The organism is Streptomyces sp. NPDC040405 (assembly GCF_055595765.1).
The window spans coordinates 1,283,244-1,308,447 of sequence record NZ_JBVIVI010000002.1; the positions used below are offsets into that span (position 1 = coordinate 1,283,244).

Annotated in this window: 25 protein-coding genes and 1 riboswitch; of the genes, 17 read left to right on the forward strand and 8 right to left on the reverse strand. The window is 70.0% G+C overall.

Going from position 1 to position 25,204, the window contains the following annotated elements; genetic code table 11:
* Positions 1 to 17: 17 nt before the first annotated feature.
* Entirely contained in the window at positions 18 to 398 is a 381-nt protein-coding gene (gene gcvH / locus ACZ59A_RS13025; RefSeq protein WP_470957320.1) for a glycine cleavage system protein GcvH, read from the reverse strand.
* A gap of 150 nt (positions 399 to 548) precedes the next feature.
* Positions 549 to 1,676, reverse strand: coding sequence for a glycine cleavage system aminomethyltransferase GcvT (gene gcvT / locus ACZ59A_RS13030; protein WP_470957322.1), 1,128 nt, complete (start codon positions 1,674 to 1,676; stop codon positions 549 to 551).
* A 202-nt stretch (positions 1,677 to 1,878) separates the two neighbouring features.
* Positions 1,879 to 1,988: riboswitch (glycine riboswitch) on the reverse strand.
* 162 nt (positions 1,989 to 2,150) lie between these two features.
* Here gcvT and ACZ59A_RS13035 point away from each other — a divergent pair.
* The 11 genes from ACZ59A_RS13035 to ACZ59A_RS13085 all read left to right on the forward strand — a co-directional run bounded on the left by ACZ59A_RS13035 (position 2,151) and on the right by ACZ59A_RS13085 (position 13,163).
* Positions 2,151 to 2,831: an AAA family ATPase gene (locus ACZ59A_RS13035; RefSeq protein ID WP_470957324.1), complete on the forward strand. Its 681-nt coding sequence runs from the start codon at positions 2,151 to 2,153 to the stop codon at positions 2,829 to 2,831.
* 223 nt (positions 2,832 to 3,054) lie between these two features.
* Positions 3,055 to 3,852, forward strand: a complete 798-nt coding sequence (locus ACZ59A_RS13040; protein ID WP_470957326.1) for an enhanced serine sensitivity protein SseB — start codon at positions 3,055 to 3,057, stop codon at positions 3,850 to 3,852.
* Between the two features lie 155 nt (positions 3,853 to 4,007).
* Entirely contained in the window at positions 4,008 to 4,760 is a 753-nt protein-coding gene (locus ACZ59A_RS13045) for an enhanced serine sensitivity protein SseB C-terminal domain-containing protein (protein ID WP_468042528.1), read from the forward strand.
* 296 nt (positions 4,761 to 5,056) lie between these two features.
* The gene (locus tag ACZ59A_RS13050) at positions 5,057 to 6,061 is read left to right on the forward strand and encodes an ABC transporter permease (RefSeq protein ID WP_470957329.1); all 1,005 of its coding nucleotides are present in this window, start codon (positions 5,057 to 5,059) and stop codon (positions 6,059 to 6,061) included.
* Positions 6,062 to 6,147: 86 nt separating this feature from the next.
* On the forward strand, positions 6,148 to 7,908 hold the full coding sequence (locus tag ACZ59A_RS13055; RefSeq protein WP_470957332.1) for an ABC transporter substrate-binding protein: 1,761 nt from the start codon (positions 6,148 to 6,150) through the stop codon (positions 7,906 to 7,908).
* A gap of 131 nt (positions 7,909 to 8,039) precedes the next feature.
* On the forward strand, positions 8,040 to 9,038 hold the full coding sequence (locus tag ACZ59A_RS13060) for an ABC transporter permease (RefSeq protein ID WP_470957335.1): 999 nt from the start codon (positions 8,040 to 8,042) through the stop codon (positions 9,036 to 9,038).
* A complete protein-coding gene (locus tag ACZ59A_RS13065; protein ID WP_470957338.1) occupies positions 9,035 to 10,144 on the forward strand; it encodes an ABC transporter ATP-binding protein in 1,110 nt (369 codons plus the stop codon). Before ACZ59A_RS13060 ends, ACZ59A_RS13065 begins: the two co-directional genes overlap by 4 nt.
* Positions 10,145 to 10,164: 20 nt before the next feature.
* The gene (locus tag ACZ59A_RS13070; RefSeq protein WP_470957340.1) at positions 10,165 to 11,223 is read left to right on the forward strand and encodes an ABC transporter ATP-binding protein; all 1,059 of its coding nucleotides are present in this window, start codon (positions 10,165 to 10,167) and stop codon (positions 11,221 to 11,223) included.
* 41 nt (positions 11,224 to 11,264) lie between these two features.
* Complete coding sequence (locus ACZ59A_RS13075; RefSeq protein ID WP_470957343.1) at positions 11,265 to 11,924, forward strand: trimeric intracellular cation channel family protein; 660 nt, start codon at positions 11,265 to 11,267, stop codon at positions 11,922 to 11,924.
* 46 nt (positions 11,925 to 11,970) lie between these two features.
* Positions 11,971 to 12,291 (forward strand): ArsR/SmtB family transcription factor, encoded by a 321-nt coding sequence (locus tag ACZ59A_RS13080; RefSeq protein ID WP_470957346.1) that lies wholly within the window; start codon positions 11,971 to 11,973, stop codon positions 12,289 to 12,291.
* A complete protein-coding gene (locus ACZ59A_RS13085; RefSeq protein ID WP_470957348.1) occupies positions 12,288 to 13,163 on the forward strand; it encodes an SRPBCC family protein in 876 nt (291 codons plus the stop codon). The genes ACZ59A_RS13080 and ACZ59A_RS13085 overlap by 4 nt, the downstream gene beginning before the upstream one ends.
* Positions 13,164 to 13,294: 131 nt before the next feature.
* Here the strand turns inward: ACZ59A_RS13085 and ACZ59A_RS13090 are convergent, their stop codons facing one another.
* Positions 13,295 to 14,188, reverse strand: coding sequence for an alpha/beta fold hydrolase (locus tag ACZ59A_RS13090; RefSeq protein ID WP_470957351.1), 894 nt, complete (start codon positions 14,186 to 14,188; stop codon positions 13,295 to 13,297).
* A 107-nt stretch (positions 14,189 to 14,295) separates the two neighbouring features.
* Between ACZ59A_RS13090 and ACZ59A_RS13095 the strand changes: the two genes are divergently transcribed.
* Together ACZ59A_RS13095 and ACZ59A_RS13100 are read left to right on the forward strand one after the other, a co-directional pair.
* Positions 14,296 to 15,465 carry a cysteine desulfurase family protein gene (locus ACZ59A_RS13095; RefSeq protein WP_470957353.1) on the forward strand — a complete coding sequence of 390 codons (1,170 nt, stop codon included), beginning with the start codon at positions 14,296 to 14,298 and terminating at the stop codon, positions 15,463 to 15,465.
* A gap of 180 nt (positions 15,466 to 15,645) precedes the next feature.
* The gene (locus ACZ59A_RS13100; RefSeq protein ID WP_470957356.1) at positions 15,646 to 16,998 is read left to right on the forward strand and encodes a hypothetical protein; all 1,353 of its coding nucleotides are present in this window, start codon (positions 15,646 to 15,648) and stop codon (positions 16,996 to 16,998) included.
* Positions 16,999 to 17,005: 7 nt separating this feature from the next.
* Here ACZ59A_RS13100 and ACZ59A_RS13105 read toward each other — a convergent pair whose 3' ends face one another.
* On the reverse strand, positions 17,006 to 17,698 hold the full coding sequence (locus tag ACZ59A_RS13105) for an N-acetylmuramoyl-L-alanine amidase (RefSeq protein WP_470957920.1): 693 nt from the start codon (positions 17,696 to 17,698) through the stop codon (positions 17,006 to 17,008).
* A gap of 137 nt (positions 17,699 to 17,835) precedes the next feature.
* Between ACZ59A_RS13105 and ACZ59A_RS13110 the strand changes: the two genes are divergently transcribed.
* The 3 genes from ACZ59A_RS13110 (at position 17,836) to ACZ59A_RS13120 (ending at position 21,806) form a co-directional block, all read left to right on the forward strand.
* Entirely contained in the window at positions 17,836 to 18,747 is a 912-nt protein-coding gene (locus ACZ59A_RS13110) for a TIGR03619 family F420-dependent LLM class oxidoreductase (protein WP_470957357.1), read from the forward strand.
* A 51-nt stretch (positions 18,748 to 18,798) separates the two neighbouring features.
* Positions 18,799 to 19,971 carry a tRNA 2-thiouridine(34) synthase MnmA gene (gene mnmA, locus ACZ59A_RS13115; RefSeq protein WP_470957359.1) on the forward strand — a complete coding sequence of 391 codons (1,173 nt, stop codon included), beginning with the start codon at positions 18,799 to 18,801 and terminating at the stop codon, positions 19,969 to 19,971.
* 185 nt (positions 19,972 to 20,156) lie between these two features.
* Positions 20,157 to 21,806: a glycine/sarcosine N-methyltransferase gene (locus tag ACZ59A_RS13120; protein ID WP_470957923.1), complete on the forward strand. Its 1,650-nt coding sequence runs from the start codon at positions 20,157 to 20,159 to the stop codon at positions 21,804 to 21,806.
* Between the two features lie 78 nt (positions 21,807 to 21,884).
* On the opposite strand, the gene ACZ59A_RS13125 is transcribed toward ACZ59A_RS13120, so the two are convergent.
* The 4 genes from ACZ59A_RS13125 to ACZ59A_RS13140 all read right to left on the reverse strand — a co-directional run bounded on the left by ACZ59A_RS13125 (position 21,885) and on the right by ACZ59A_RS13140 (position 24,163).
* Positions 21,885 to 22,148, reverse strand: coding sequence for a hypothetical protein (locus ACZ59A_RS13125; RefSeq protein WP_470957362.1), 264 nt, complete (start codon positions 22,146 to 22,148; stop codon positions 21,885 to 21,887).
* Positions 22,145 to 22,510, reverse strand: coding sequence for a hypothetical protein (locus ACZ59A_RS13130; RefSeq protein ID WP_470957364.1), 366 nt, complete (start codon positions 22,508 to 22,510; stop codon positions 22,145 to 22,147). Before ACZ59A_RS13130 ends, ACZ59A_RS13125 begins: the two co-directional genes overlap by 4 nt.
* Positions 22,511 to 22,718: 208 nt before the next feature.
* Positions 22,719 to 23,537: a hypothetical protein gene (locus ACZ59A_RS13135; protein WP_470957366.1), complete on the reverse strand. Its 819-nt coding sequence runs from the start codon at positions 23,535 to 23,537 to the stop codon at positions 22,719 to 22,721.
* A 269-nt stretch (positions 23,538 to 23,806) separates the two neighbouring features.
* Positions 23,807 to 24,163, reverse strand: coding sequence for a winged helix-turn-helix transcriptional regulator (locus tag ACZ59A_RS13140; RefSeq protein WP_470957369.1), 357 nt, complete (start codon positions 24,161 to 24,163; stop codon positions 23,807 to 23,809).
* Between the two features lie 140 nt (positions 24,164 to 24,303).
* Between ACZ59A_RS13140 and ACZ59A_RS13145 the strand changes: the two genes are divergently transcribed.
* Positions 24,304 to 25,200: an NAD(P)-dependent oxidoreductase gene (locus ACZ59A_RS13145; RefSeq protein WP_470957371.1), complete on the forward strand. Its 897-nt coding sequence runs from the start codon at positions 24,304 to 24,306 to the stop codon at positions 25,198 to 25,200.
* Positions 25,201 to 25,204: the final 4 nt, after the last annotated feature.

The following is a 25,204-nucleotide window of genomic DNA, read 5'->3' on the forward strand; positions in this document are numbered from 1 at the left end:
CGATCGGAATAGGAGGGTCAGTTGTGGGAGAAGGCGGCGTATTCCTCGGCGGAGAGCAGGTCGCCCGGCTCGTCCGTCACCTTCACCTTGAACAGCCAGCCGCCCTCGAAGGGGGCGGAATTCACCAGCGCCGGGTCGTTCACCACGTCCTCGTTGATCTCGGTGACCTCGCCGGAGACCGGCGCGTACAGGTCGCTGACCGACTTCGTGGACTCCAGCTCACCGCAGGTTTCACCGGCGGCGACGGTGGTGCCGACATCCGGGAGCTGGACGTACACGACATCGCCGAGCGCGTTGGCCGCGTATTCGGTGATGCCGATCGTCGACACGCCGTCCTGGTCGGCGGCCGACAGCCACTCGTGCTCCTTGCTGTAGCGCAGCTGCTGGGGGTTGCTCATGGTCCGATTCTCCTGGATAGAGGGGAGTGCTTGGGAAACGGGTCTTCAGTGGTGAGACACACGGGTCGCGGGAGGTTTAGGCGCTCGCGTCGCCAGAAGGCGGGAGAAGGCGACAAAGGCGGCAGGGGCGGCCCGGGAAAACGGGGGGTTTCAGCGCTCGCGGCGATAGAAGGGGAGCGCGACGACCTCGTACGGCTCCCGGGTACCGCGGATGTCCACCGATACTCCCGGGCTGCCGGGCGCGGCGTGCTCCGCGTCGACGTACGCCATCGCGATCGGCTTCCCCAGCGTCGGGGAGGGGGCGCCCGAGGTGACCCGGCCGATCTCCGCGCCGTCCGGGCCGACCACGGCGTATCCGGCGCGCGGCACCCGGCGGCCCTCGGCGACCAGACCGGTCAGGGTGCGCGGCGGCCGGGCCTCGGCCTCGCGCGCCGCGGCCTCCAGGGCCCCGCGCCCCACGAAGTCACCGGTCTTGCCGAACTTCACCACCCGGCCGAGCCCCGCGTCGAACGGGGTCGTGTCGGTGCTCAGCTCATGCCCGTACAGCGGCATCCCCGCCTCAAGGCGCAGCGTGTCCCGGCAGGACAGCCCGCACGGCACCAGGCCCACCGGGTCGCCCGCCTCGGTCAGCGCCTGCCAGACCCGCTCGGCGTCGTCCGGCGCGACGAACAGCTCGAAGCCGTCCTCGCCGGTGTAGCCGGTGCGGGCGATCAGGGCGGACACGCCCGCGACGGTGCCCGGCAGCCCCGCGTAGTACTTCAGCCCGTCCAGGTCGGCGTCGGTCAGGCCCTTCAGGATCCCGGCGGACTGCGGCCCCTGGACGGCGATCAGCGCGTACGCGTCGCGGTCGTCCCGTACGGCCGCGTCGAAGCCGGTGGCGCGCTCGGTCAGCGCGTCCAGCACCACCTGGGCGTTCGAGGCGTTGGCCACGACCAGGAACTCCTGCTCGGCGAGCCGGTAGACGATCAGGTCGTCGAGGATGCCGCCCTCGCTGTCGCAGATCATGGTGTAGCGGGCGCGGCCCACGGCGAGCGCGGAGAGATGGCCGACCAGGGCGTGGTCGAGAGCGTCGGCGGCCTGCGGCCCGGTGAGAGCGATCTCACCCATGTGGGAGAGGTCGAAGAGCCCCGCGCGGGTGCGCACGGCGGTGTGCTCGTCGCGCTCGCTCCCGTAACGCAGCGGCATGTCCCAGCCCGCGAAGTCGGTCATGGTGGCGCCGAGCGCGCGGTGGACCGCGTCCAGCGCGGTATGGCGGGGCACGGGCGGGGCGTCGGTCATGGTTCAGCTCCCAGGGTCACAGGTCATGATCATGTCGATGACGGGACGGACGGGCCGTATGGGACGACAAGGACGGCACAGCGTCCTCCCCATCTGTCATCGGAACCTGAGAGGTTCGCCGTGACCAATCCCGCTGGGCGGGGCTGGCCGGCTTGCACCTTGGGTGGAGCCACATACGGCGTGGCCCGCTTTTCAGATCTGCCTCATCCGTGCGGTATCGGGGCCTGAGAGATTCAAGGGAGGGCTTGCTCCTTCGGCGCCCCGGGAAAATCGGCGAATGCCGGTGACCGAGGACTCTCCCGCGCGGATTCAAGCGGCCGGTATGCAGTTGGCGCGGCCATCATCGCACGTCCGCTCCGGAAGGGAACCCCCCTCTGTGAGCGGGGTCGCGCCGGGGCCTCCTTGATGGGCATTACCTTTTCTTGACACTCTCGGGGTACGGAGCCGCTTGACCGACCTTGGAGGACGATCACGGTGCACGGGCAGGGAACATACGCGACAACCCGAGGAACCCTGCCCGCGCGGCAGGAGGGGACGCGCTCAGGCGGCACGGTCAGACCGGACCGCCGCGCGGCCGTGCACGACCTGCGCGGCGGTGTGGGGGCGGAGCTGCGCTACCCGGCGCGTGACCTGATCATCGCCTCGGGGCTGCCCGGCAGCGGCAAGTCGACGCTGATCAACCGGCTGGTCCCCGGGGCCGACCCGAGCGGCGAGGCCGTGGTGCGGGTGGACTCGCAGCACACCCGGGAGTCCTGGGACAGACGCATGCCCCGCTGGCTGCCGTACGCGGTCTACCGGCCGCTGGTCCGCTGCGCCCACTACGCGGGGCTGCGCCGGGCGCTCGCCTCCGGCGCGAGCGTCGTCGTCCACGACTGCGGCTCGCAGCCCTGGGTGCGCCGCTGGCTGGCCCGGGACGCCCGGCGCACCGGCCGCGGGCTGCATCTGGTGCTGCTCGACGTGGACCCCGCGGTCGCCCTGGAGGGCCAGGCCGCCCGCGGCCGGGGAGTCTCCGGCTTCGCCTTCGGGCGGCACCGGCGGGCGATGGACCGCCTCGTCGCGCGCGTGGAGGGCGGGGAGCCGCCCGAGGGGTGCGCCTCCGCCGTGCTGCTCGACCGGGCGACCGCGAGCGTGCTGCGGGGCATCTCCTTCGAGTGACGGATTCGAGCGACGGATTCGAGTGACGGCGAGCGACGGACGAGTCGGGCACTCGAACCAGTAGGAAATGAGCCATCCGAGAGTCACCGAACGTGACGGCGCCTCCGGGGGCGCGCCTTCGGCGTGGGGAAGTGCTGTGGAGATGCCCGGGCGACCCCTGGCGTTCCGGCGTGCAGCCGTTAGGGTGCTCGTGCAGGTCGGACGAGATGGCGGTTGGACGAAGATGAGTATCCCGGAGCACCAGGGCATAACCCCCGCTCACGGAGGGTTTCCGGACGGCGCTTATCCCGCGTTCCCCGGTAACGAACTGGAAGAGGTGCTCGCCGCCTCGATCGGGGTCCCGGGCGCAGGAGCGCGGATCGTCGAGGTGCTCGCCCGAAGTTATGTCTGGATCCCGCTGCCGAACGGCGGGGGCCCCGACAGTCGCAGCCTCGACCTGCCCACCGTGGAGATCGAGGGCCAGGCGTACGTGCCCGTCTTCAGCTCCGAGCAGCAGTTCCTGCAGATCGTCGGCGGCCATATGTCGTTCACCGTCGCCCCGGCCGTCGAGTTCGCCCGCGGGCTGCCGCCGCAGCTCGGCGTCGCGGTGAACCCGGACGGGCCGGTCGGCGTCCCGCTGCCGCCGTCCGCGGTCGAGGAGCTGTGCAAGGCCGGGCGCAGCGAGCTGGACGGCCCCGCGCGCGGGGGCCGGGTGCGGCTGTTCGAGCCGGACTGGCAGGAGGAGCCGGTCGACTTCCTGGCATCCGCCGGGATCGAGTTCGGGAAGGAGCCCGGGGTACGCACCGCGCGGCGCGCGCTGGCCAGCGTCGAGGGCGATCAGCCTGCGCTCTTCGTCGGTGTCCAGCTGGACGCGCCGGGCCCGGAGGGACAGGCCCTCGCGGTGGAGGCGCTCGGCCGGGCGCTCGGAACGGTGCCGGTCCCGTGGACCGTTCAGCTCGTCGCGCTGGATATCGCGCAGGGTGATCCCGTGGCCACGTGGATGCTGGAGCGCGTACGGCCGTTCTACGACCGTGACCTGTGACGCACTCGGGGGACGGCCACGGGGGCCCGTAAGCTGGTTGGATGACCAGGCGGGGCGGCGCGCGTCCCGGTGAGGTGCGGGCAAGGCCGAGAGAGGGGCGGACCCAGGTGAGCGCGGGCGCGGATTGGGGGGCGGCTGCCGGTCAGGTCGAGCGGATGCTGCAGCAGGTCGCTCCCGGCCGGTACGACGCGTACGAGGCGCTGCTGCACGCCCTCGCCGAGGGCCAGGTCTGGATGCTGCTGTGGAACGGTGCGCCCGGCGCTCCCGACGCCCAGTACGGCAACATGGACGTGGACGGCCATGGTTACGCACCGTGTGTGACCTCCGCCCAGGAGCTGGCCGCAAGTGGCTGGAATCGCGCGCATGAAGTGGTGGACGCGCGCCGGATCGCCGACTCCCTCTACCGCGACCACTACGGCCTGTGGCTCAACCCGCACGCCCCCGGCGGCGGCGTCGGCATTCCCTGGCTGGACCTGCGGCGGATCGCGGGCGGGCTGGACCGGCTGCCCGCCGGACCGCTGCGGCTGTCCGAACCGGCCATCGAAATCCCGCAGTTCTACGCCCTGCTGGGGCAGAACGCGCATCGCACCGCCGCGGTGCGCTCGCTGCGCCGCGCCTGGGTGCAACCCGCGCTGGGCGCCCCGTATCTGGCCATCGGCCTCGATCTGTACGACAACAGCCAGCACGCCGTGGAGTCGGTGCGGCTGATGATGCAGCAGTCGGTCGGTGTGGTGCCGGAGGGGCTGCCGGTCTCCACGGTCGAGCTGTCGGACGAGCACGACCCGGTGGCGATGTGGATGCGCGCCAGCGCCCGGCCGTTCTTCGACCGGGACGCCTACAACGCCGCGCCCGCGCCGCCGCCCCCGTCGTACGGGTACGGCTATCCGCCGCCCCGCCACGCGTACTGAGCCGCTGAGCTGACCCGCTCCCGTAACCGCCCCTCGCGAATTGCCCGCGGTGGGGCGGTTGTTACTGATGCGTTCACGGGTCACAACTGTCCGTATACCGGAACCGCTTACTGCACATCACGGTTAGGCATCCATTGCCCGTGGGTACTGGCGGGTGATCACAAACGCGATGAAGACTCCCGCTCCAAGGGGAGCGGTTCCGCATAACGACCCCTTTCGCTCATCTTGTGAACTTAAGCCGCCACAGCGGCGAGCCGTGGGCCGGTCACCACCGGTCGAGAGGGGTCCCCACCACGATGACGGCACCATTGCCCGGCACGAGCACCGACGAGGGGCCGGTCGCGACTGCCGATGTAGCGGCGAATGTGGTCAAGGCGTCGGTCGAGGGAAGATCGCTGCGACAGATCGCCTGGAGACGCCTCAAGCGCGACAAGTTGGCGCTTGCGGGCGGAGCCGTGGTCATCTTTCTCGTGCTAGTGGCGATCTTCGCGCCGCTGATCGTGAGTCTGCTGGGCCACCCGCCGAACGAGTTCCACCAGGAAGAGATCGACCCCCTCTTCGGCACCCCCAAGGGCGGCCTCGGCGGCATCAGTTCGGACTTCCTCTTCGGCGTCGAACCCTCCAACGGCCGGGACGTGTTCAGCCGCGTCGTCTACGGCGCCCGCATCTCGCTGCTGGTGGCGTTCCTCGCGGCCCTGGTCGCCGTTGTCCTCGGCACCGTTTTCGGCATCATCGCCGGATATTTCGGTGGCTGGGTGGACTCGGCGATCAGCCGGGTGATGGACATGCTGCTGGCCTTCCCGCAGCTGCTGTTCATCATCTCCCTGGTCTCGGTGCTCCCGAACGACCTGCTGGGGCTGACCGGCAGCGGGGTGCGCATCGCGGTACTGGTCTCCGTCATCGGCTTCTTCGGCTGGCCGTACGTCGGCCGCATCGTGCGCGGCCAGACGCTGTCGCTGCGCGAGAAGGAGTACGTGGAGGCCGCGCGCAGCCTCGGCGCGGGCCGCCGCTACATCCTCTTCAAGGAGCTGCTGCCCAACCTGGTGGCGCCGATCACCGTCTACGCGACGCTGATGATCCCCACCAACATCCTCACCGAGGCGGCCCTCAGCTTCCTGGGGGCGGGCGTGAAACCGCCGACCGCGTCCTGGGGGCAGATGCTCTCCAAGGCGGTGGGCACCTACGAGGACGATCCCATGTTCATGATCATCCCGGGTGCGGCGATCTTCGTGACCGTGCTGGCCTTCAACCTGTTCGGCGACGGCGTCCGCGACGCCCTCGACCCCAAGGGCACCCGATGAGGCGCCCCGGCCGCGGCTGTCAGGCGGCTCCCCGAAGCTTTCCCCGCGCCATGCCACGTACCGCTATCCCGGAGGTTGCAGGAACCATGAAACCCCTACGTTCGTCGAGAAGCAGGCGGATCGTCGGCGCGACGGCTGTCGTCTGCGCCCTGCTGGCCACCGCGGCGTGCGGCGGCGGCAGCGACGAAAAAGGCTCCGGTGCCGGATTCAACGCGGGGGCGGAGGGCATAGCCAACAAGTCCGCCAAGAAGGGCGGCACCCTCAAGTTCATCAACAAGCAGAACTTCGACTCGCTCGACCCGCAGCGCCAGTACTACGGCTTCGCCTGGGACTTCGCCCGGTTCTACTCGCGTCAACTCATCACGTTCTCGCCGAAGCCGGGCGAGGCGTCCAACGAGCTGATTCCCGACCTGGCCACCTCCACCGCCAAGATCACCGACGGCGGCAAGACGTACACGTACACCATGCGTGACGGGATCACCTGGGAGGACGGCTCGGCCATCACCTCCAAGGACGTCAAGTACGGCATCGAGCGCATCTGGGCCAAGGACGTCGTCTCCGGCGGCCCCGGCTATCTGCGCCAGGCCCTCGACCCCAAGGGCGAGTACCCGGGCCCGTACAAGGACAAGTCCAAGGACAAGCTCGGGCTGAAGACGATCGAGACGCCGGACGACAAGACCATCGTCTTCCGTCTCGCCGAGCCCAACGGTGACTTCGAGCAGATGCTCGCGATGCCCACCGGCTCCCCGGTCAAGCAGGAGAAGGACACCGGCGCCAAGTACACCAACCGGCCGTTCTCCTCCGGCCCGTACAAGGTCCAGTCGTTCACCCCGGGCAAGAGCCTGGCCCTGGTGCGCAACGACAAGTGGAAGAAGTCGTCCGACCCGATCCGCGCCGCTCTGCCGGACCAGGTCACGGTCACCTTCAACTCCAACCTGGAAGCCATCGACAAGCTGCTCGTCAAGGGCGACTACGACGTCTTCCTCAGCGCCACCGGCATGGGCCAGTCCGGCCGCGCCGCCGCGCTCAAGGAGCACAAGGGCAACGTCGACAACATGAACACGAACTTCGTGCGCTATGTCGACATCGCCACCAAGGTGAAGCCGTTCGACAACATCCACTGCCGCAAGGCGGTCTTCTACGCGACCGACTACACCCAGCTCCAGACCACCCGCGGCGGCCCCCAGGCCGGTGGCGACCTCGCCCCCAACATGCTCCCCAAGACCGTCAAGGGCTCGGACGACTACGACCCGTACGGCGTCCTGAAGCGCAAGGGCAAGCCGGACGCGGCCAAGGCCAAGGACGAGCTGAAGCAGTGCGGCAAGCCGAACGGCTTCTCCGCCAAGATCGTCTCCCGTAACGACCAGCCCAACGAGACGGCGGCCGCCGAGGCGCTCCAGGAGTCGCTGGAGAAGGTCGGCATCAAGCTCGACATCAACGAGATCGAGGGCGGCTCGTCGGCCAGCATCACCGGCTCCCCGTCCGTGATGCACAAGCGCGGCTACGGCCTCAACATGACCGGCTGGGGCCCCGACTTCCCGACCGGCCAGGGCTTCTCCCGCCCGCTGTTCGACGGCCGCTTCATCGAGCAGACCGGCAACTACAACGTCTCCGAGACCAACAACAGCGCGATCAACAAGGACTTCGACAGCGCGCTCAAGGAGACCGACCCCGCCAAGGCCGGCCAGATCTACGCGGACATGAACCACAAGGTCGCCGACCTGGCCATCGCGATGCCGTTCCTCTACGAGAAGAACATCACCTGGCGCAGCTCGCGGCTGACCAACGCCTACTCGTCCTCGGCCTACAACGGCCGGTACGACTACGTGTCCCTCGGGGTCAAGTGACGGTCGGCCACCGGCCACCCCACCCCCACCGTCGCTTCATCCGATAGGCCCGAAGGGCAGGTGATGGCCACGCGTGGCGGTCCCGGAACCCCGCACCCCGGGGTTCCGGAACCGCCACCGGGCCGCGCACAGTGCTTGCTTACGTCATCCGGCGCTTGTTCGCCGTCGTCATGATGCTGCTGGTCGTCACCCTGACGACCTTCGCCATCTTCTTCGTGATCCCGAAGTGGGCCGGTTCCGACCCGGCGCTGCTCTTCGTCGGCAAACAGGCCGACCCCGCGGCCATCGAGGGCATCAGGACGAAGCTGGGGCTCAGCGATCCGGTCCTGGTGCAGTTCTGGCACTTCGTCGAGGGGCTGTTCGCCGGGCGCGACTACGCCAACGGCGCCGACGTCACCCACTGCCCGAGGCCCTGCTTCGGCTACTCCTTCCGCACCGAGCAGGCGGTGTGGCCGCAGCTGACCGACGCCATGCCGGTCACCCTCTCGCTCGCCGCGGGCGCGTGCGTGCTGTGGCTCGTCGGCGGCATCGCCACCGGCGTCGTCTCCGCGCTGCGCCGGGGCACCCTGTGGGACCGCTCGGCGATGACCGCCGCGCTCGCCGGTGTCTCGCTGCCGATCTACTTCACCGGTCTGCTCTCGCTGGCGATCTTCAGTTACCAGCTGAAGTGGGTCGACGTGGACTACAAGGGGCTCGGCGACGACCCCGCCAAGTGGTTCGAGAGCCTGATCCTGCCGTGGATCACGCTCGCCTTCCTCTACGCCGCCATGTACGCCCGGCTCACCCGCGCCACCATGCTGGAGATCATGGGCGAGGACTACATCCGCACCGCCCGCGCCAAGGGGCTGCGGGAGCGGACGGTCATCGGGCGGCACGCGATGCGCTCCACCTGGACCCCGATCCTCACCCTGCTCGGGCTGGACCTGGGCGCGCTGCTCGGCGGCGCGGTGCTCACCGAGAGTACGTACAACCTGCCCGGCCTCGGCCGGCTCGCGGTCAACGCGATCAGCGACAAGGACCTGCCGCTCATCCTGGGCGTCACCCTGATCGCCGCGTTGTGCATCGTGGTCGCCAACCTCGTCGTGGACCTCCTGTACGCCGTCATCGACCCACGAGTGAGGCTCGGATGACCGACCTGAACAAGCCCGCTACCGCTGCCGTGGGGGAGGTGGCCGCGGCCGGTTCGCCCGCCCCGACGGCCTTCCTCGAAGTGCGGGATCTGCGGGTCCACTTCCCGACCGACGACGGCCTGGTCAAGTCCGTGGACGGGCTCAGCTTCCGGCTGGAGAAGGGCAAGACGCTCGGCATCGTCGGCGAGTCCGGCTCCGGCAAGTCCGTCACCTCGCTCGGCATCATGGGGCTGCACACCGCCGGGCAGTACGGCCGCCGCAAGGCCCGGATCTCCGGGGAGATCTGGCTGAACGGGCAGGAGCTGCTGGGCGCCGACCCCGACGAGGTGCGCAAGCTGCGCGGCCGCGAGATGTCGATGATCTTCCAGGACCCGCTGTCGGCGCTGCACCCGTACTACACGATCGGCCGCCAGATCACCGAGGCGTACCGGGTCCACCACGAGGTCAGCAAGGAGGTCGCCCGCAAGCGCGCGGTCGACATGCTCGACCGGGTGGGCATCCCGCAGCCGGACAAGCGGGTGGACAGCTACCCGCACGAGTTCTCCGGCGGCATGCGCCAGCGCGCGATGATCGCGATGTCGCTGGTCAACAACCCCGAGCTGCTGATCGCCGACGAGCCGACCACCGCCCTCGACGTCACCGTCCAGGCGCAGATCCTCGACCTCATCCGGGATCTGCAGAAGGAGTTCGGCTCGGCGGTCATCGTCATCACCCACGACCTGGGCGTGGTCGCCGAACTCGCCGACGACCTGCTGGTGATGTACGGAGGCCGCTGCGTCGAGCGGGGACCCGCCGAGAAGGTCTTCTACGAGCCCCAGCACCCGTACACCTGGGGGCTGCTCGGCTCGATGCCCCGCATCGACCGCGACCAGACCGAGCGGCTGATCCCGGTCAAGGGCTCCCCGCCCAGCCTGATCAACGTGCCGTCCGGCTGCGCCTTCCACCCGCGCTGCCCGTACGCGGACGTCCCCGAGGGCGGCGTCACCCGCACCGAGCGGCCGGAGCTGCGCGAAGTGCCGGGCGCGGGCGGGCACTTCTCCGCCTGCCACATGGCGCAGGAGGACCGTACGCGGATCTGGACCGAAGAGATTGCGCCGAAGCTGTGACCGACACGAAGGATCCGACAATGACGGTCCCGGAGCAGGCGACCACCACCCCCGAACCCCTGCTCACGGTGTCCGGCCTGGTCAAGCACTTCCCCATCAAGAAGGGGCTGCTGCAGCGGCAGAGCGGCGCGGTGCAGGCGGTCGACGGCCTCGACTTCGACGTACGCCCGGGGGAGACCCTGGGCGTGGTCGGCGAGTCGGGCTGCGGCAAGTCCACCATGGGACGGCTGATCACCCGGCTGCTCGAACCCACCTCCGGGAAGATCCGGTTCGAGGGCAAGGACATCACGCATCTGGGCACCGCGGCGATGCGGCCGATGCGCCGCGACGTCCAGATGATCTTCCAGGATCCGTACTCCTCGCTGAACCCCCGGCACACGGTCGGCGCGATCGTCGGCGCGCCCTTCCGGCTGCAGGGCGTCACCCCGGAGGGCGGCATCAAGGCGGAGGTGCAGCGGCTGCTGGCGCTGGTCGGCCTCAACCCCGAGCACTACAACCGCTATCCGCACGAGTTCTCCGGCGGCCAGCGGCAGCGCATCGGCATCGCCCGGGCGCTGGCCCTCAAGCCCAAGCTGGTCGTCGCCGACGAGCCGGTCTCCGCGCTGGACGTCTCCATCCAGGCCCAGGTGGTCAACCTGCTGGACGACCTCCAGGACGAGCTGGGGCTGACGTACGTGATCATCGCGCACGACCTGTCCGTCATCCGGCACGTCTCGGACCGGATCGCGGTGATGTACCTCGGGAAGATCGTCGAACTGGCCGACCGCAAGGCCCTGTACGAGAACCCCATGCACCCGTACACCAAGGCGCTGCTCTCCGCGGTGCCCGTGCCCGACCCCCGGCGGCGCGCCCAGCGCGAGCGGATCCTGCTCAAGGGCGATGTGCCCTCGCCGATCTCGCCGCCGTCCGGCTGCCGCTTCCACACCCGCTGCTGGAAGGCGACCGAGGTGTGCAAGCGGGAGGAACCCCCGCTGGTGGCGCTCGCCACCGGCCACCAGGTGGCCTGCCACCACCCGGAGAACGGTCCGTCGCATGTCGCCGGGCCGGTGCGGAGCGCGACGAAGAAGACCGAGAGCTGAGACGGGGCGGGCGCGGCGGCCCCGTCGTTTAACAATGTCGGGTGTTCATCGAACTGGTCACCCCGTCCGTCCAGCACGCGTTCGAGGTCGTCGGGATCTTTGTCTTCGCGATCTCCGGTGCGCTGCTCGCGGTGCGCAAGAACTTCGATGTCTTCGGCATGGCGGTGCTCGCCGAGGTCACCGCGCTGGGCGGCGGGGTGTTCCGGGACCTGGTGATCGGCGCGGTGCCGCCGGCCGCGTTCGTGGACCTCGGCTACTTCTTCACCCCGCTCATCGCCACCGTCCTCGTCTTCTTCCTGCATCCGCAGGTCGAGCGCATCACCCGGGCCGTGGGCGTCTTCGACGCGGCCGGGCTCGGGCTGTTCTGCGTCGAGGGCACCGTGAAGGCGCATCAGCACGGGCTCGGCCTCACCTCGTCCGTCACCCTCGGCATGGCGACCGCGGTCGGCGGCGGCGTGCTGCGCGACGTCCTCGCGAACGAGGTGCCCTCGCTGCTGCGCTGGGACCGCGACCTGTACGCCGTACCGGCCATCGTCGGCGCGTCCATAGCGGCGCTGCTCATCCACCTCGACGCGCTGACCGGCGCCACCAGCGCGGTCGCGGCCGTGGTGGCGTTCGTGACCCGGCTGCTGGCGATGCGGTACGGATGGCGGGCGCCGAGGGCGTGGAACCGCCGCAGCACGGCGACGGAGGAGCCCTAGCTATATCCCGTTGCGGGTATATAACCGCAGGGCTATATTGGCTCGCATGCCCATACCGTTCGACGTGCTCGCGGAGCCGAGCCGACGGCAGATCCTGGACCTCCTCCTGGAGCGCCCCCGCCTGGTCGGCGAGCTGACCGACCAGCTGGGGCTGACCCAGCCCGGCACCTCCAAGCATCTGCGCGTGCTGCGCGAGGCCGGGTTGGTGCGGGTGCGCCGGGACGCCCAGCGGCGGTGGTACGAGCTGTGCCCCGAGCCGCTGGCCGAGATCGACGCCTGGCTCGCCCCGTACCGGCGGCTGTGGACGGACCGCCTGGACGCACTGGAACGCCACCTCGATGCCAGCGCCACGAAGGACACACCATGAAGGACACCCTCAGCCAGTCCGGCGGCGGCCGCTCCGCCCTGCGCCTGGAGCGGCGGATCGCCCATCCCCCGGAGAAGGTCTGGCAGGCCCTGACCGACCCGGCCGAGCTGGCCCACTGGTTCCCCTCCGAGGTTCAGGTGGACCTCAGGGTCGGCGGCCGGATGGGCTTCGTCTTCCCCGGCCGCGAGGCCCCCGACATGGAGGGCGTGGTCACCGAGCTGGACCCGCCCCGGGTCTTCGCCTTCACCTGGGGCGACGACCAGCTCCGCTGGGAGCTGCGCCCCGACGGCGACGGCTGCCTGCTGACCCTCACCCACACCTTCGGCGACCGCTTCGGCGCCGCGAGCTTCGCCTCCGGCTGGCACGCCTGCGTCACCGCCCTCGCCGCGCTGCTCGACGGCGAGAAGCCCGCCCCGGGCGACATGGCCGAGCTGCACGAGTCGTACGTCGAGGCGTTCGGCCTGGCCGAGGGCGCGGTGGAGACCACCGAGGACGGCGGCTGGCGGCTCCGCTTCGAGCGCCAGCTCGTCCGCCCGGCGGAAACGGTCTGGCAGGCCCTGGCGGGCCAGACCGGCGCGGCGGGCCTCACCGCCGGTGACCCCGTCCCCTTCGGATTCCGCACGGACGGCGTCCCGGCAGGCCCGATCACCGAGGCCGAGGCCCCCCGGACCCTGTCCTACGCCTGGGAGCACGCGGGCCGGCCCGCAGGCCAGGTCCACTGGGAGCTGGCCCAGGGCACCGGCCACGGTGCCCGCCTCATCCTCACCCAGACCGGCCCCCCGGACACAGCAGAGGCCCAATCCCGCTCCCTGACCTCCTGGCGCCACCACATCGCCCTACTAGCGGCAAAGCTCCTCCGCATGCGCGGCTGACCCTGTGCAATCCAGCCCGTCCGGCGTTTGAGGACCGGGGGTCTGGGGGCGGAGCCCCCAGCGGGCGCCGGGGCGGAGCCCCGGGTTCGGGAAGGGGCGGGGTGGGGAACAGGCCCGCCGCGGGCGCGACCTCACCCCCAGCCGAGGAACCCGCCCAGCGCAGCGCAAAGCTCCGCCCCCGCGTCCACCGGCACCAGGTGCCCCGCCCCCTCGATCAGCCGCACCCGAGCCCCCGGAATCCGCGCGGCCAGCGCTCCCGCATGGGCGACCGGAATCCACGCGTCCTCCGTGCCCCAACACACCAGCACCGGCACGGAAACCTCCCCGTACCGCCCCTCGACCTCATCGATGAACCGCTGATCGTTCTGCGCGATCTGCCGATAGAACGCGGGCTGCCCCGCCTCCCCGCACCACGGCTCGACCAGCCGCTCCCACACATCCGGCCGCAGCCCCGGCCCGCTCGCCGAGCCGACGTACTCCCGCACCAGCGCCCGGTGCAGCGCCGCGGGAAGCCGCTCGAAGACCTCGGCGTTGCCGCCGAGCAGCTGATAGGCGGCGGAGCCGAAGGGCGGCAGGGCGACCGGGTCGACCAAGGCCAGCCGCCGGTAGCGCGCACCGTGCAGCAGATGCGCGCGCAGCGCGACGCAGCCGCCGAAGTCATGGGCGACGACGTCCGGTTCCGAACCGGCCGCCCCCAGCCCCCAGTGGTCGAGCAGCTCGCCGAAGACCCGCCCCTGCGCGGCGAGCGAGACGTCCTGGCCGACGGCCTTCTCCGACGCCCCATAGCCCGGCATGTCCCAGACGTACACCCGGCGGCGCTGGGCGAGCGCCCGGCCGACGTCCCGCCAGACGTACGAGGAGAACGGCGTCCCGTGCAGCAGCACCACCGGCGGGGCATCGGCGGCGTCAGGGGCATCGGCGGCGTCAGGGGCGTCAGGCGCGTCGGAGCCGCCGAAAACGGCCCAGCGGACCTCGCCGGAGGCGCTGCGGTAGGTGCGGTCCAGTACCCAGTCAGAAGCTGTCATGAGTAAAACTCTAGACACACCTTACCGAAGAAAAAAGGGGCCGCGCGGACTCCGCGCCCCCACGCCCGGTACGGCTTCGCGCCACGGCTCGTAGAATCGAGCCCACCATGGTTTATCTCGACCACGCCGCCACCACCCCGATGCTTCCGGAGGCGGTGCAGGCGATGACCGCCCAGCTCGCCGCCACCGGCAACGCCTCGTCGCTGCACGCCGCGGGCCGCAGGGCCCGCCGTACCGTCGAGGAGGCCCGGGAATCCCTCGCCGAATCGCTGGGCGCGCGCCCCAGCGAAGTCGTGTTCACCTCGGGCGGGACCGAGGCCGACAACCTCGCCGTCAAGGGGCTCTACTGGTCCCGCCGCGATGCCGACCCGGCCCGCACCCGGGTGCTCGCCAGCCCCGTCGAGCACCACGCCGTGCTCGACGCGGTCGACTGGCTCGCCGAGCACGAGGGCGCGCGGGTCGAATGGCTGCCGGTCGACGCGTACGGGCGCGTCCACCCCGACGCGCTGCGCGAGGCGATCGCCCGCGACCCCGCGGACGTCGCCCTCGCGACCGTCATGTGGGCCAACAACGAGATCGGCACCGTCCAGCCGGTGCGCGCACTCGCCGACGTGGCCGCGGAGTTCGGCATTCCGCTGCATGCCGACGCGGTGCAGGCGGTCGGTCAGCTCGACGTCGGCTTCGCCGCCTCGGGCCTGTCCGCCATGACCGTCAGCGCCCACAAGATAGGCGGCCCGTACGGCATCGGCGCGCTGCTGCTGGGCCGCGAATACGCCCCCGTACCCGTCCTGCACGGCGGCGGCCAGGAGCGCCAGGTGCGCTCCGGCACCCTCGACGTCCCCGCCATCGCCTCGTTCGCCGTGGCCGGTGCGCACGCCACCGCGCACCGCGAGGAGTTCGCGCGCGAGATCGGCGTCCTGCGCGACGCGCTCATCACCGCCGTCCGCACCGCCGTCCCCGACGCGATCCTCGGCGGCGACCCCGATCCGGCGGGCCGCCTCCCGGCCAACGCGCACTTCTCCTTCCCCGGCTGCGAGGGCGACTCGCTGCTCCTGCTGCTGGACGCGCGGGGCATCGAGTGCTCGACGGGCTCGGCCTGCACCGCCGGGGTCGCCCAGCCCAGCCATGTGGTGCTGGCCACCGGCACCGACGTGGACCTGGCGCGCGGCACCCTGCGCTTCTCCCTCGGTCATACGTCGACCAAGGCCGACATCGAGGCGGTGGCGGACGCGATCGGCCCGGCCGTGGAACGGGCACGCAGCGCGGGCCTCAGCTGACCGAACAATAACCGAAGAATTCCCGCTGTTCTCCCGGCCATTTCAAATAACCCACGGAACATCAAGCTCCGCTTGAAATAGCGAAGAGCGGTCGGCAAGGATCTACCCCGTCAACGGGCCCGGCATGCACGGAAAAAAGTGCGCCGGGCCTCTTAAACGGGGAAAAACGGGAGAACTCTGATGTCGCAGCGTTCGGGCCGACTGGCCATAGCGGCACTGGCGGCGGGCGGTCTCATGCTGCTTTCCGCATGCGGGGACAGCGAGGACGGGGGGAAGGGCGGCGAATCGTCCTCCCAGGGCGCCCAGGCGAAGACGCTTGGCAAGGTCGGCATGCCGAAAGTCACCAAGGACACCAATGTCATGGGTATGTGGGTGACCGGCGAGAATTTCGTGAAGGGCGATATCGACAAGATCGTCGGATATTCCCCGGACGGTGCCAAAGCCCAGTGGACGATACAGCTCGACGGGGAAATCTGCTGGGCATCGCCGCACACCACCGAGGACGGCCGCACGGCGGTGCTGTTCAAGGACGGCAAGGGCAGTGACGCGGAATGCACCCAGGTCGGTCTGGTCGACCTGAACAAGGGCGAGCTGCTCTGGCAGAAGGAGGGGACGGACACCGAGGGCAACGACGGCGTCGACTTCGACGAGGTCACGATCACCGGGAACACCATCGCCGCCGGAGGCACCAGCGGCGGCGGCGCCTGGTCGCTCGAAGGCAAGCCGCTGTGGAAGCCGGAGTACATCGCGGACTGCGACGACGACGGCTACGCGGGCGGCGACGGCAAGCTCGTCGCGCTGCACGGCTGCAGCAGCGCGGACTCCAGCACCGAGAAGCTGGAGCTCCAGACCGTGGATCCGACCACGCGCAAGGTGCTGTCGTCCTACAAGCTCGACGGCGAGTTCGAGCGCGCCCACGTCCTGTCCACCGCGCCCCTCGTCGTGGCCGCCGACACCGGCGACTCCGACGGCGGCTCCGGGGTCACCGACATCCTGACCATCGACGACAGCGGCAAGCAGGGCAAGCTGGTCAACTCGATCGACGTCCTGGCCAAGGGGTTCAAGCCCGACTGCCCCGCCGTCAACGTAGAGGGCTGCAAGAACCTCGCCCTCGACAAGAAGAGCGACACCGTCTACCTCGCCTCCGAGGTGGACGTGGACGACGGCGGCCCCGGCGAGAAGATCACCGGCGTGAACATCAAGACCGGCAAGGAGACCGGCCGGACGAAGATGGCCGAGAGCCGGTCGCTCACCCCTCTCAGCACCGAGAAGGACGGCTCGCTGCTCGCCTACCAGGGCAGCATGTACAGCGAGGCGGGCGGGGTCGTGCGCATCGACCCCAAGTCCTTCGAGGTCGAGCAGATCCAGCGGAACCCCGACGCCATGAAGGACGCCGAGTCGGACATGGAGACATACGGCGACGCCCGGATGCTCTTCGCCGACAAGAAGCTCTACATCGGCAGCGACACGGCCACCAGGCCCACCAGCGACAGCAAGAACCGCCCGCTCGCCGTCGTCTTCGGCACCGCCTGATCCGTTCTCACTTGGTGACCCGCACCGCCCGCACCAGCTCCAGATAGCGGTCCCAGTCCCAGTGGCGGCCGGGGTCGGTGTGGTCGGTGCCCGGCACCTCCGAGTGGGCCACGATGTGATCGCGGTCCCGCCCCATCCCGTAGCGCTCGCAGATCGCCGCGGTCAGCCGGGCCGAGGACCGGTACATGGCGTCCGTGAAGTCCTGGGGGCGGGTGACGAACCCCTCGTGCTCGATGCCCACGCTGCGCTCGTTGTACGAGCGGTTGCCCGCGTGGAACGCCACGTCCAGCTCGCGGACCGTCTGCGCTATATGCCCGTCGCGGCGCACCACATAGTGCGCCGCGGCGAGGTGCCCGGGGTCCCGGAAGACCTTGAGCGCGTCCTCGTAGGAGCCCTGCACGACATGGATCACCACCCGGTCCACCGTGTAGTCGTACGGCCGGTCGGCGCGCCGGTAGTTCGCCCCGGAGGCCGCCACCCAGTCCGCGCCCGGGTGGTCGACCGCGCCCTCGACGCGCTCCTGGTCCACCCCGGGGACGCGCCACCACAGCCGCTTCAGGTCGTCCCGCGCGGCATATCCGCCGATTCCGGCCGCGCCCAGCCCGGCCGCGGTGCCGCCCAGCAGCAGGGTGCGCCGGTTCACATGGCGGCGCACGCCGCCGTCGGTTCCGCTCACGAAGGATTCAACGCGCGGGCCCATGTGTGCGGTTCCGCCAAAGCGGATCATGGCGCGAACCGTATGCCGCCGGGTAGCTGAATGTTGAACCAACCGCGAGGATCACCGGCAGCCCACGGGCAACGAGGCCCGGGGACAACGAGCCCACGAGGAGCCGTCGTATGCGCATCGGGTTCACCCTTCCCCAGTTCGGTGAGCTGGCCCACCACCCGCGGCACGCCGCGCGGTTCGCCCGGGAGGCCGAAGCGCTCGGCGCGCACAGCCTGTGGGTCGGCGACCGGCTGCTCGCCCCGGTCGACCCGAAGGTCGGCTACGCCGGTACGGACGTGATCCCGCCGGAATTCCGGTCCGCCCTGGACCCGTTCGCGCTGCTGGCCACCGCCGCCGCGGTCACCGAACGCGTCGAGCTCGGCACCAATGTCATCAACGCGCCCTGGTACGCCCCGGCGCTGCTCGCCCGCTCCCTCACCAGCATCGACCTGCTGAGCGCGGGACGGCTGCTGGTCGGCCTCGGCACCGGCTGGTCGCCCGAGGAGTACGAGACGACGGGCATCCCCATGGCCGAGCGCGGCCGCCGCCTGGACGAATGCCTGGACGTCCTGACCGCCTGGTGGACGGAGAACCCGGTCGCCTACCGCGGCGAGCACTGGACCGTGCCCGCCAGCCACATCGACCTCAAACCCGCCGCCCGTCCCCGCCCGCCGGTCTACCTGGGCGCCTTCGCCCCCGCCGCCCTCGACCGGGCCGCCCGGCGCGCCGACGGCTGGCTGCCCATCGCGCCCGTCGGCCGGAAGTACGCCGGATCCGATCCCGTAGCCGCCCTCGCCCGGACCCTGGCCGGACTGCGCGAGACGGCCGAGCGGGAGGGGCGGGATCCGGCCCGTTTCGACGCGATCCTCCGGGTCAACCCCGACGCCGATGCCTCGGTCGACGACATCGCGGCCACGATCGTGCGGGCGGAGCGGGAGGCGGGCGTCGCGCACTGCTTCGTCGAGCTGTCCTATCTCGCCAAGGATGTCGATCAGGCCCTCGACCTGGTCCGGCGCGTGCTGTACCGGGCCCGCGAGAGCTGAGCGGCTAACCCGTTATTCGTTCCCCACGGAGCGAATTAAGCTGGTGGGGTTATGACTGACTTCCCCGGTGCGCCCACAGGTCCCCGCGACGGCCGTCGCCTGCGCGTTCTCGCCGCCATGTCCGGCGGTGTGGACTCGGCGGTCGCCGCCGCGCGGGCGGCCGAGGCGGGCCACGATGTGACCGGCGTCCACCTCGCGCTCTCCGCCAACCCGCAGTCCTTCCGCACCGGCGCCCGCGGCTGCTGCACGATCGAGGACTCGCGCGACGCCCGCCGGGCCGCCGATGTGATCGGCATCCCGTTCTACGTGTGGGACCTGGCCGAGCGGTTCCGCGAGGACGTGGTCGAGGACTTCATCGCCGAGTACGAGGCGGGCCGCACCCCCAACCCCTGCCTGCGCTGCAACGAGAAGATCAAGTTCGCCGCACTGCTGGACAAGGCCCTCGCGCTCGGCTTCGACGCCGTGTGCACCGGCCATTACGCCACAGTCGTCCGCGGCGAGGACGGCGCTCTGGAGCTGCACCGCGCCAGCGACATGGCCAAGGACCAGTCGTACGTCCTCGGCGTCCTGGACGAGCGGCAGCTCGCCCACGCCATGTTCCCGCTCGGCGACACGCTCACCACCAAGGACGAGATCCGGGCCGAGGCCGAGCAGCGCGGCCTGGCCGTCGCCAAGAAGCCCGACAGCCATGACATCTGCTTTATCGCGGACGGCGACACCCAGGGCTTCCTCGCCGGCCACCTCGGCACCGCCGAGGGCGACATCGTGGACGAGGGCGGCCACAAGCTCGGCAGCCACGACGGCGCGTACGGCTTCACCATCGGCCAGCGCAAGGGGCTGCGTATCGGCCATCCGGCGCCGGACGGCAAGCCGCGGTACGTGCTCGACATCTCCCCGGTGGACAACACGGTCACCGTCGGCCCCGTCGAGGCCCTGGACGTCTCGGCGCTCACCGCCGTCAGGCCCCGCTGGTGCGGCGCCGCCCCCACCGGCCCCGGCACCTACACCGCCCAGCTCCGCGCCCACGGCGGCGAGACCGAGGTGACGGCCGAGCCGGTCGAGCCGGTGGACGGCGCCGACGGCGCTGAGCTGCGGGTGAGCTTCGCCGAGCCGGTCCGCGGGGTCGCCCCCGGCCAGGCGATCGTGCTCTACGACGGCACCCGGGTCGTGGGCTCGGCCACCATCGCGGCGACGGAGCGCTCCCGTCCGGCCGTGCAGGCGTAACGGGTCAAAAACGCTAAAAACCCGCATAACTCCGATAAAGCGGTGTATTCCGGATTAGCCGGTCCGTGTTGCTTTGTATTTACATACAATTGGCCTCGTGGGTGGCATAGATCACGGAACTTCGGGGAGGCGCACATCTGGACACGGGTGCCGTTGTCCGCTGTCTCAGCACCGGAGGTTTCGTTATTTCTGCGCGATCGGTTCAGAAATTCGGAGACAAGCCATTCGAGGTCAGGGACACCGATCACTACACCGAGGAGTATGTACCAAGCTTCGTCGAAAAGTGGGACTCGCTCATCGACTGGGAAAAGCGATCAGAAAGTGAGGGTACGTTCTTCATAGATCTCCTACGGGAGCGTGGCGTAAAAAAGGTCCTCGATGTCGCCACCGGGACCGGTTTTCATTCGGTACGGCTTCTTGAAGCCGGGTTCGAGACCGCGAGCGTCGACGGAAGCGCCGAAATGCTTGCCCAGGCGTTCGACAACGGGCTCAAAAACGGCGAACACATCCTCCGCGTCGTCCAGGCCGACTGGCGCTGGCTCAACCGCGACGTGCACGGCCCGTACGACGCCATCGTCTGCCTCGGCAACTCCTTCACGCACCTCTTCTCGGAGCGTGACCGCCGCAAGGCACTCGCCGAGTTCTACGCGATGCTCAAGCACGATGGCGTCCTCATCCTTGACCATCGCAACTACGACGCGATGCTCGACAACGGCTACACCAGCAAGCATGTGTACTACTACTGCGGAGAAGACGTCGCCGTAGAGCCGGAGCACGTCGACGAGGGGCTGTGCCGCATGCGCTACAGCTTCCCCGACGATTCCGTCTACCACCTCAACATGTTTCCGCTGCGTAAGGACTACACGCGCCGGCTCATGCAGGAGGTCGGCTTCCAGCGGATCGAGACGTACGGCGACTTCCAGCACACCTACCGGGAGGAGCAGCCCGACTTCTTCATCCACGTCGCGGAGAAGGAGTACATCGCGACGGACGACCCGTCCGGGGACTATTCCCCGGCCGTCGGTACCGCCCGCGACTACTACAACTCCACGGACGCCGACGAGTTCTACTGGCGCGTCTGGGGCGGCGAAGACATCCACATCGGCTTCTACGACCGGCCCGACGAGCCGATCGCCGAGGCCAGCAGGCGCACCGTCGCCCGCATGGCGGGCCGCCTCGACCTCACCCCGGACTCCCGCGTCCTCGACCTCGGAGCGGGCTTCGGCGGCTCGGCGCGCTATCTCGCCGAGACGTACGGCTGCCACGTCACCGCCCTCAACCTCAGCGAGGTGGAGAACGAGCGGCACCGCGCGATCAACGCCGAGCGCGGGCTGAACGAGACCATCGAGGTGCTGGACGGCTCCTTCGAGTCCATCCCGCTGCCGGACAACAGCGTCGACGTCGTCTGGTCCCAGGACGCGTTCCTGCACAGCGGCAACCGCCGCCGCCCCCTGGAGGAGGCCGCCCGCGTCCTGCGCCCCGGCGGCCAGATCATCTTCACCGACCCCATGGCGGCGGACGGCTGCCCGACCGAGACCCTGCGGCCCATCCTGGACCGCATCCACCTCGACACCATGGGCTCCCCGGACTTCTACCGCCACGAACTGGCCCGCCTCGGCTTCACCGAGGTCGGCGGCGGCTTCGAGGAGCACCGCGACCACTTGGTCACGCACTACAGCCGGGTCCTGGAGGAGACCCGCCGCCAGGAAGATGAAGGCTTGGCGGAACACGTCAGTGCCGACTACCTCGCCCACATGAAGAAAGGTCTCACCAACTGGGTCGAGGGCGGCAAGAACAACAACGTGACGTGGGGCATCTTCCACTTCACCCGGTAACCCGGTTCATCCGGTAACCCGGTACGGCCGGTGGCGGGCCCAGCCCGCCACCGGCCGCCTGTGGTCTGATGTCGATTGTCAGATCGATGACACGCTGACAATGACAATGCGTTCTCCACGCACGTCGGTCAGAAAGCTCAGCATGATGTGCGCCCCGTCCGCGGAGCTCCCGTACTCGACCCGCAGCCCTGGTGACCGGCCCTGGTAGGCAGCCCCTTCCAGATACACCATGGAATTGACCACGGCCAGCTCAGCGGCTATTCGCTCAACCTCTGCCCGGACGGAGGGAGCCAGACTCTCGCCGAGATCGTGGGAGATGTACTCCCACGTCCAGTCGCTCACCCGGTCTCCAGCGCTTCGACTTCGCGCTCCGCGGCCTGCACGATGGCCCCGATCTCATGGATTGCCGCTTGCCGCGCATCTGGGCTGTCGCTGGTGTGCAGAACCTCCTCCGCGGCATGCAAACGAGCTGCCCGCTCCGGGATTCTTTCAATGGCGACGAAGGTGCCCCACCGGCGGTAGAACAAGCGGATAGGCGCGGTGCTGCCGTCTTGTCCGGCGCGGTCGAATGCCTGCTGCATCTCGGCGATCAGTTCCGACAGCTTGCCGGGCGCCAGACCGGCGACCGCAGCGCGTAGCGCGGGGAGCGTGAGTGCAGGCATCGGCATGATCGGCCCGTCGTGGTTCACAGGTTGGCTGCTCATGCGGAAGTCGTCTCCTCGCTCGTCGGACCGCTTCAGCCTACCGGCGCCCGGCGGCCCCAGAAGGTGTCGTCGCAGGGCCACCTCGTGATCCTTCCGGGACATCGGGCCCGAGCGTGACAGAGCACGTGGGCGGTAGAGCGAAACCTGTTTCCGCGTCGTCATGCGGTCGTACCTCTTCCAGGTCGGAGAGTGTTGGTTCACGTCATGGTCAAGCGGCGAGTGGCGGCGAGCCGGGCGCCGAGTTCCGGCAGTCGCGGCAGCGGCCCGGGTGGGGTGCGCGGAAGACTCGGTCGCAGCCGTCGCAGTCCTGGAAGGGGATCGGGCGGGGCGGTGTCGGGGCGGTGGGCGGCTCGGGCGGCCGCAGGGCGGCCAGGCGGTAGGCCAGCAGCCGCGCCGGGCGGCGGTCTATGGAGGCGGGGAGCCCGGAGGTCAGTGCCTCGGCGATCTCGTACGGCCCGACCCCACGGTCCAGCCACTCCGCGACGGCGGGCGCCAGCGCGGCGGTCTCCCGCTCGGACAGGGCCAGCCGCCGGTCCCGGTGGCGCAGGGAGCCGAGGACGGCGGCGGCGCGGGGGTCGGGCGCGACGCCGAGCTCCGGTTCGGGCTGCGGTTCCGGTTCCGGCTTCGGGGCGGGCGCCTCGGGCGCGGGTACGGCCGGGGGCGCCTCGCGCTCCGCACTGCCCGGCGCGTCGTACACGAACGTCCGGGTGACGATCCGCCCGCCCGGCCCCCGCTCGACCTTCCGCTCCAGCCAGCCTTCCGCCTCCAGCTCGTTGAGCGCGGCGGAGATCCGGGCCCGGCCCTCCTTGAAGTGGGCGCAGAGCGCGTCGATGCGGATGGAGGCGCCGTCGGGCAGCGACAGGATGTACGCGGCGACGCCGACCGTCACCGCGCTGCCCGCCCGCTGGGCGAGCCGATTCGAGAGCACCGTGAAGTTGGCGGTGTGCCGGGTGCGGACGTGGACGACGCCGGACGCGGGAGCGTCGGCGTGAGCGCGCAGGGGCGCACTAGACTGCTTGTCAGCCATCGGGAAGCTCGACTCTTCCTGGTAGGTCAGGCCCTCGTCTCGGGATGGCAGTCCCGGCGAGGGCCGACGTCTGTCTGAGGTTGTTGCGGCGAGACTAACCCGACCCTTGGCATATGCGCGCCCAAGTCACCCGATGGGGTGATGAGTTGGGCGGGGTGGGTGGGTGGGGAGTTCTCTACCAGGGTTCTTGGTTAGTGCGCCGCCCCACCGGCTGTCGGCTCCCCGGCACCTGGCCCCGCCCCACCGGGCGACGGTCGCCCGGCATCCGGTCAGGGCGCCGCCGCGTCGACCACGCCGAGCCCATCGCGGCGTATCCGCCCCCGGCCCCACTCACCCAGCGGCTGAAGCGCTTCGTTGAGTGCCGCGCCCGCCTCGGTCAGGGCGTATTCGACCCGGGGTGGCACCTCCGCGTGGACCGTGCGGCTGATGAGGCCGTCCTCTTCCATCTGGCGCAGATGCTGCGTGAGCATCTTCTCGCTGACCCCGTGCAGGGCACGGCGCAGTTCGGCGTAGCGGCGGGTGCCGTGGGCGTGCAGCTCCCACAGGACGAGGCCCTTCCACTTGCCGCTGACGACATCGAGCGCGGCGTCGATTCCGCAGATGTAAGGGCCCTTGCGGGGTGCCATGAGTGTTCCTCGCTCCGTCTCGGCGACGGGGTACGCACCAAAGGGTGCGTACCCCACTAATTAGTCGGTACTTCCGCGTGATCGTCGCGGCGGCGAAAGTGATGGGCAAGCGATATTCGAACATTTGAGGGGATGCCGTTATGCCCGCGCTTTCACCTGTCACCGTGCTCGGCCTGGGGCCCATGGGCCAGGCGATGACACGTACCTTGATCGAGGCCGGGCACCCGGTCACGGTGTGGAACCGCACGCCGAGCCGTGCGGACGACGTGGTTTCGGCCGGGGCGAAGCTCGCGGCCACCCCCTCCGACGCGGTGGCCGCCAGCAAGCTCGTCATTCTCAGCCTGACCGACTATCAGGCCATGTGGGACGTCCTCGGCGACGCGACGGAATCGCTGGCCGGGCGCACGTTGGTCAATCTCAGCTCGGACACCCCCGGCAAGACCCGCGAGGCGGCGTCATGGGCGGCCTCGCACGGAGCGTCGTTCGTGGCGGGCGGGGTGATGGTGCCCGAGCCCATGGTCGGCACGGACCTGTCGTACGTGTACTACAGCGGCGACGCGGAGGCGTTCGGCACCCACCGCGCCACGCTCGCCCGCATCGGCGAACCGCGCTTCCTGGGCGACGATCCGGGGCGTGCCCAGCTGATGTACCAGGCCCATCTCGACGTCTTCCTGACGACGCTGGCCGGGTTCATGCACGCCACCGCTCTTGTCGGCTCGGCGGGAATCAGCGCGGAGGTGTTCCTGCCCGAGGTCATGCAACTGTTCAAGGCGATCCCGGACATGATGGCCGCCGACGGCATGGAGAAGCTCGGAGCGCGCATCGACGCGGGCGAACACCCGGGTGAGGCCGCCAACGCGATCATGATGGGCGCCACCGCCGACCACATCTACGCGACCGCGAAGTCCGTCGGTGTCGACACATCACTCCCGGGTGCCGTGCAGGCGTACTACCGCCGAGCCATCGACGCCGGGCACGGCACCGACAGTTGGACCCGCATCCTCGACGGCATGCGCGAGCCCCGCGCGCACGCCTGAGCGG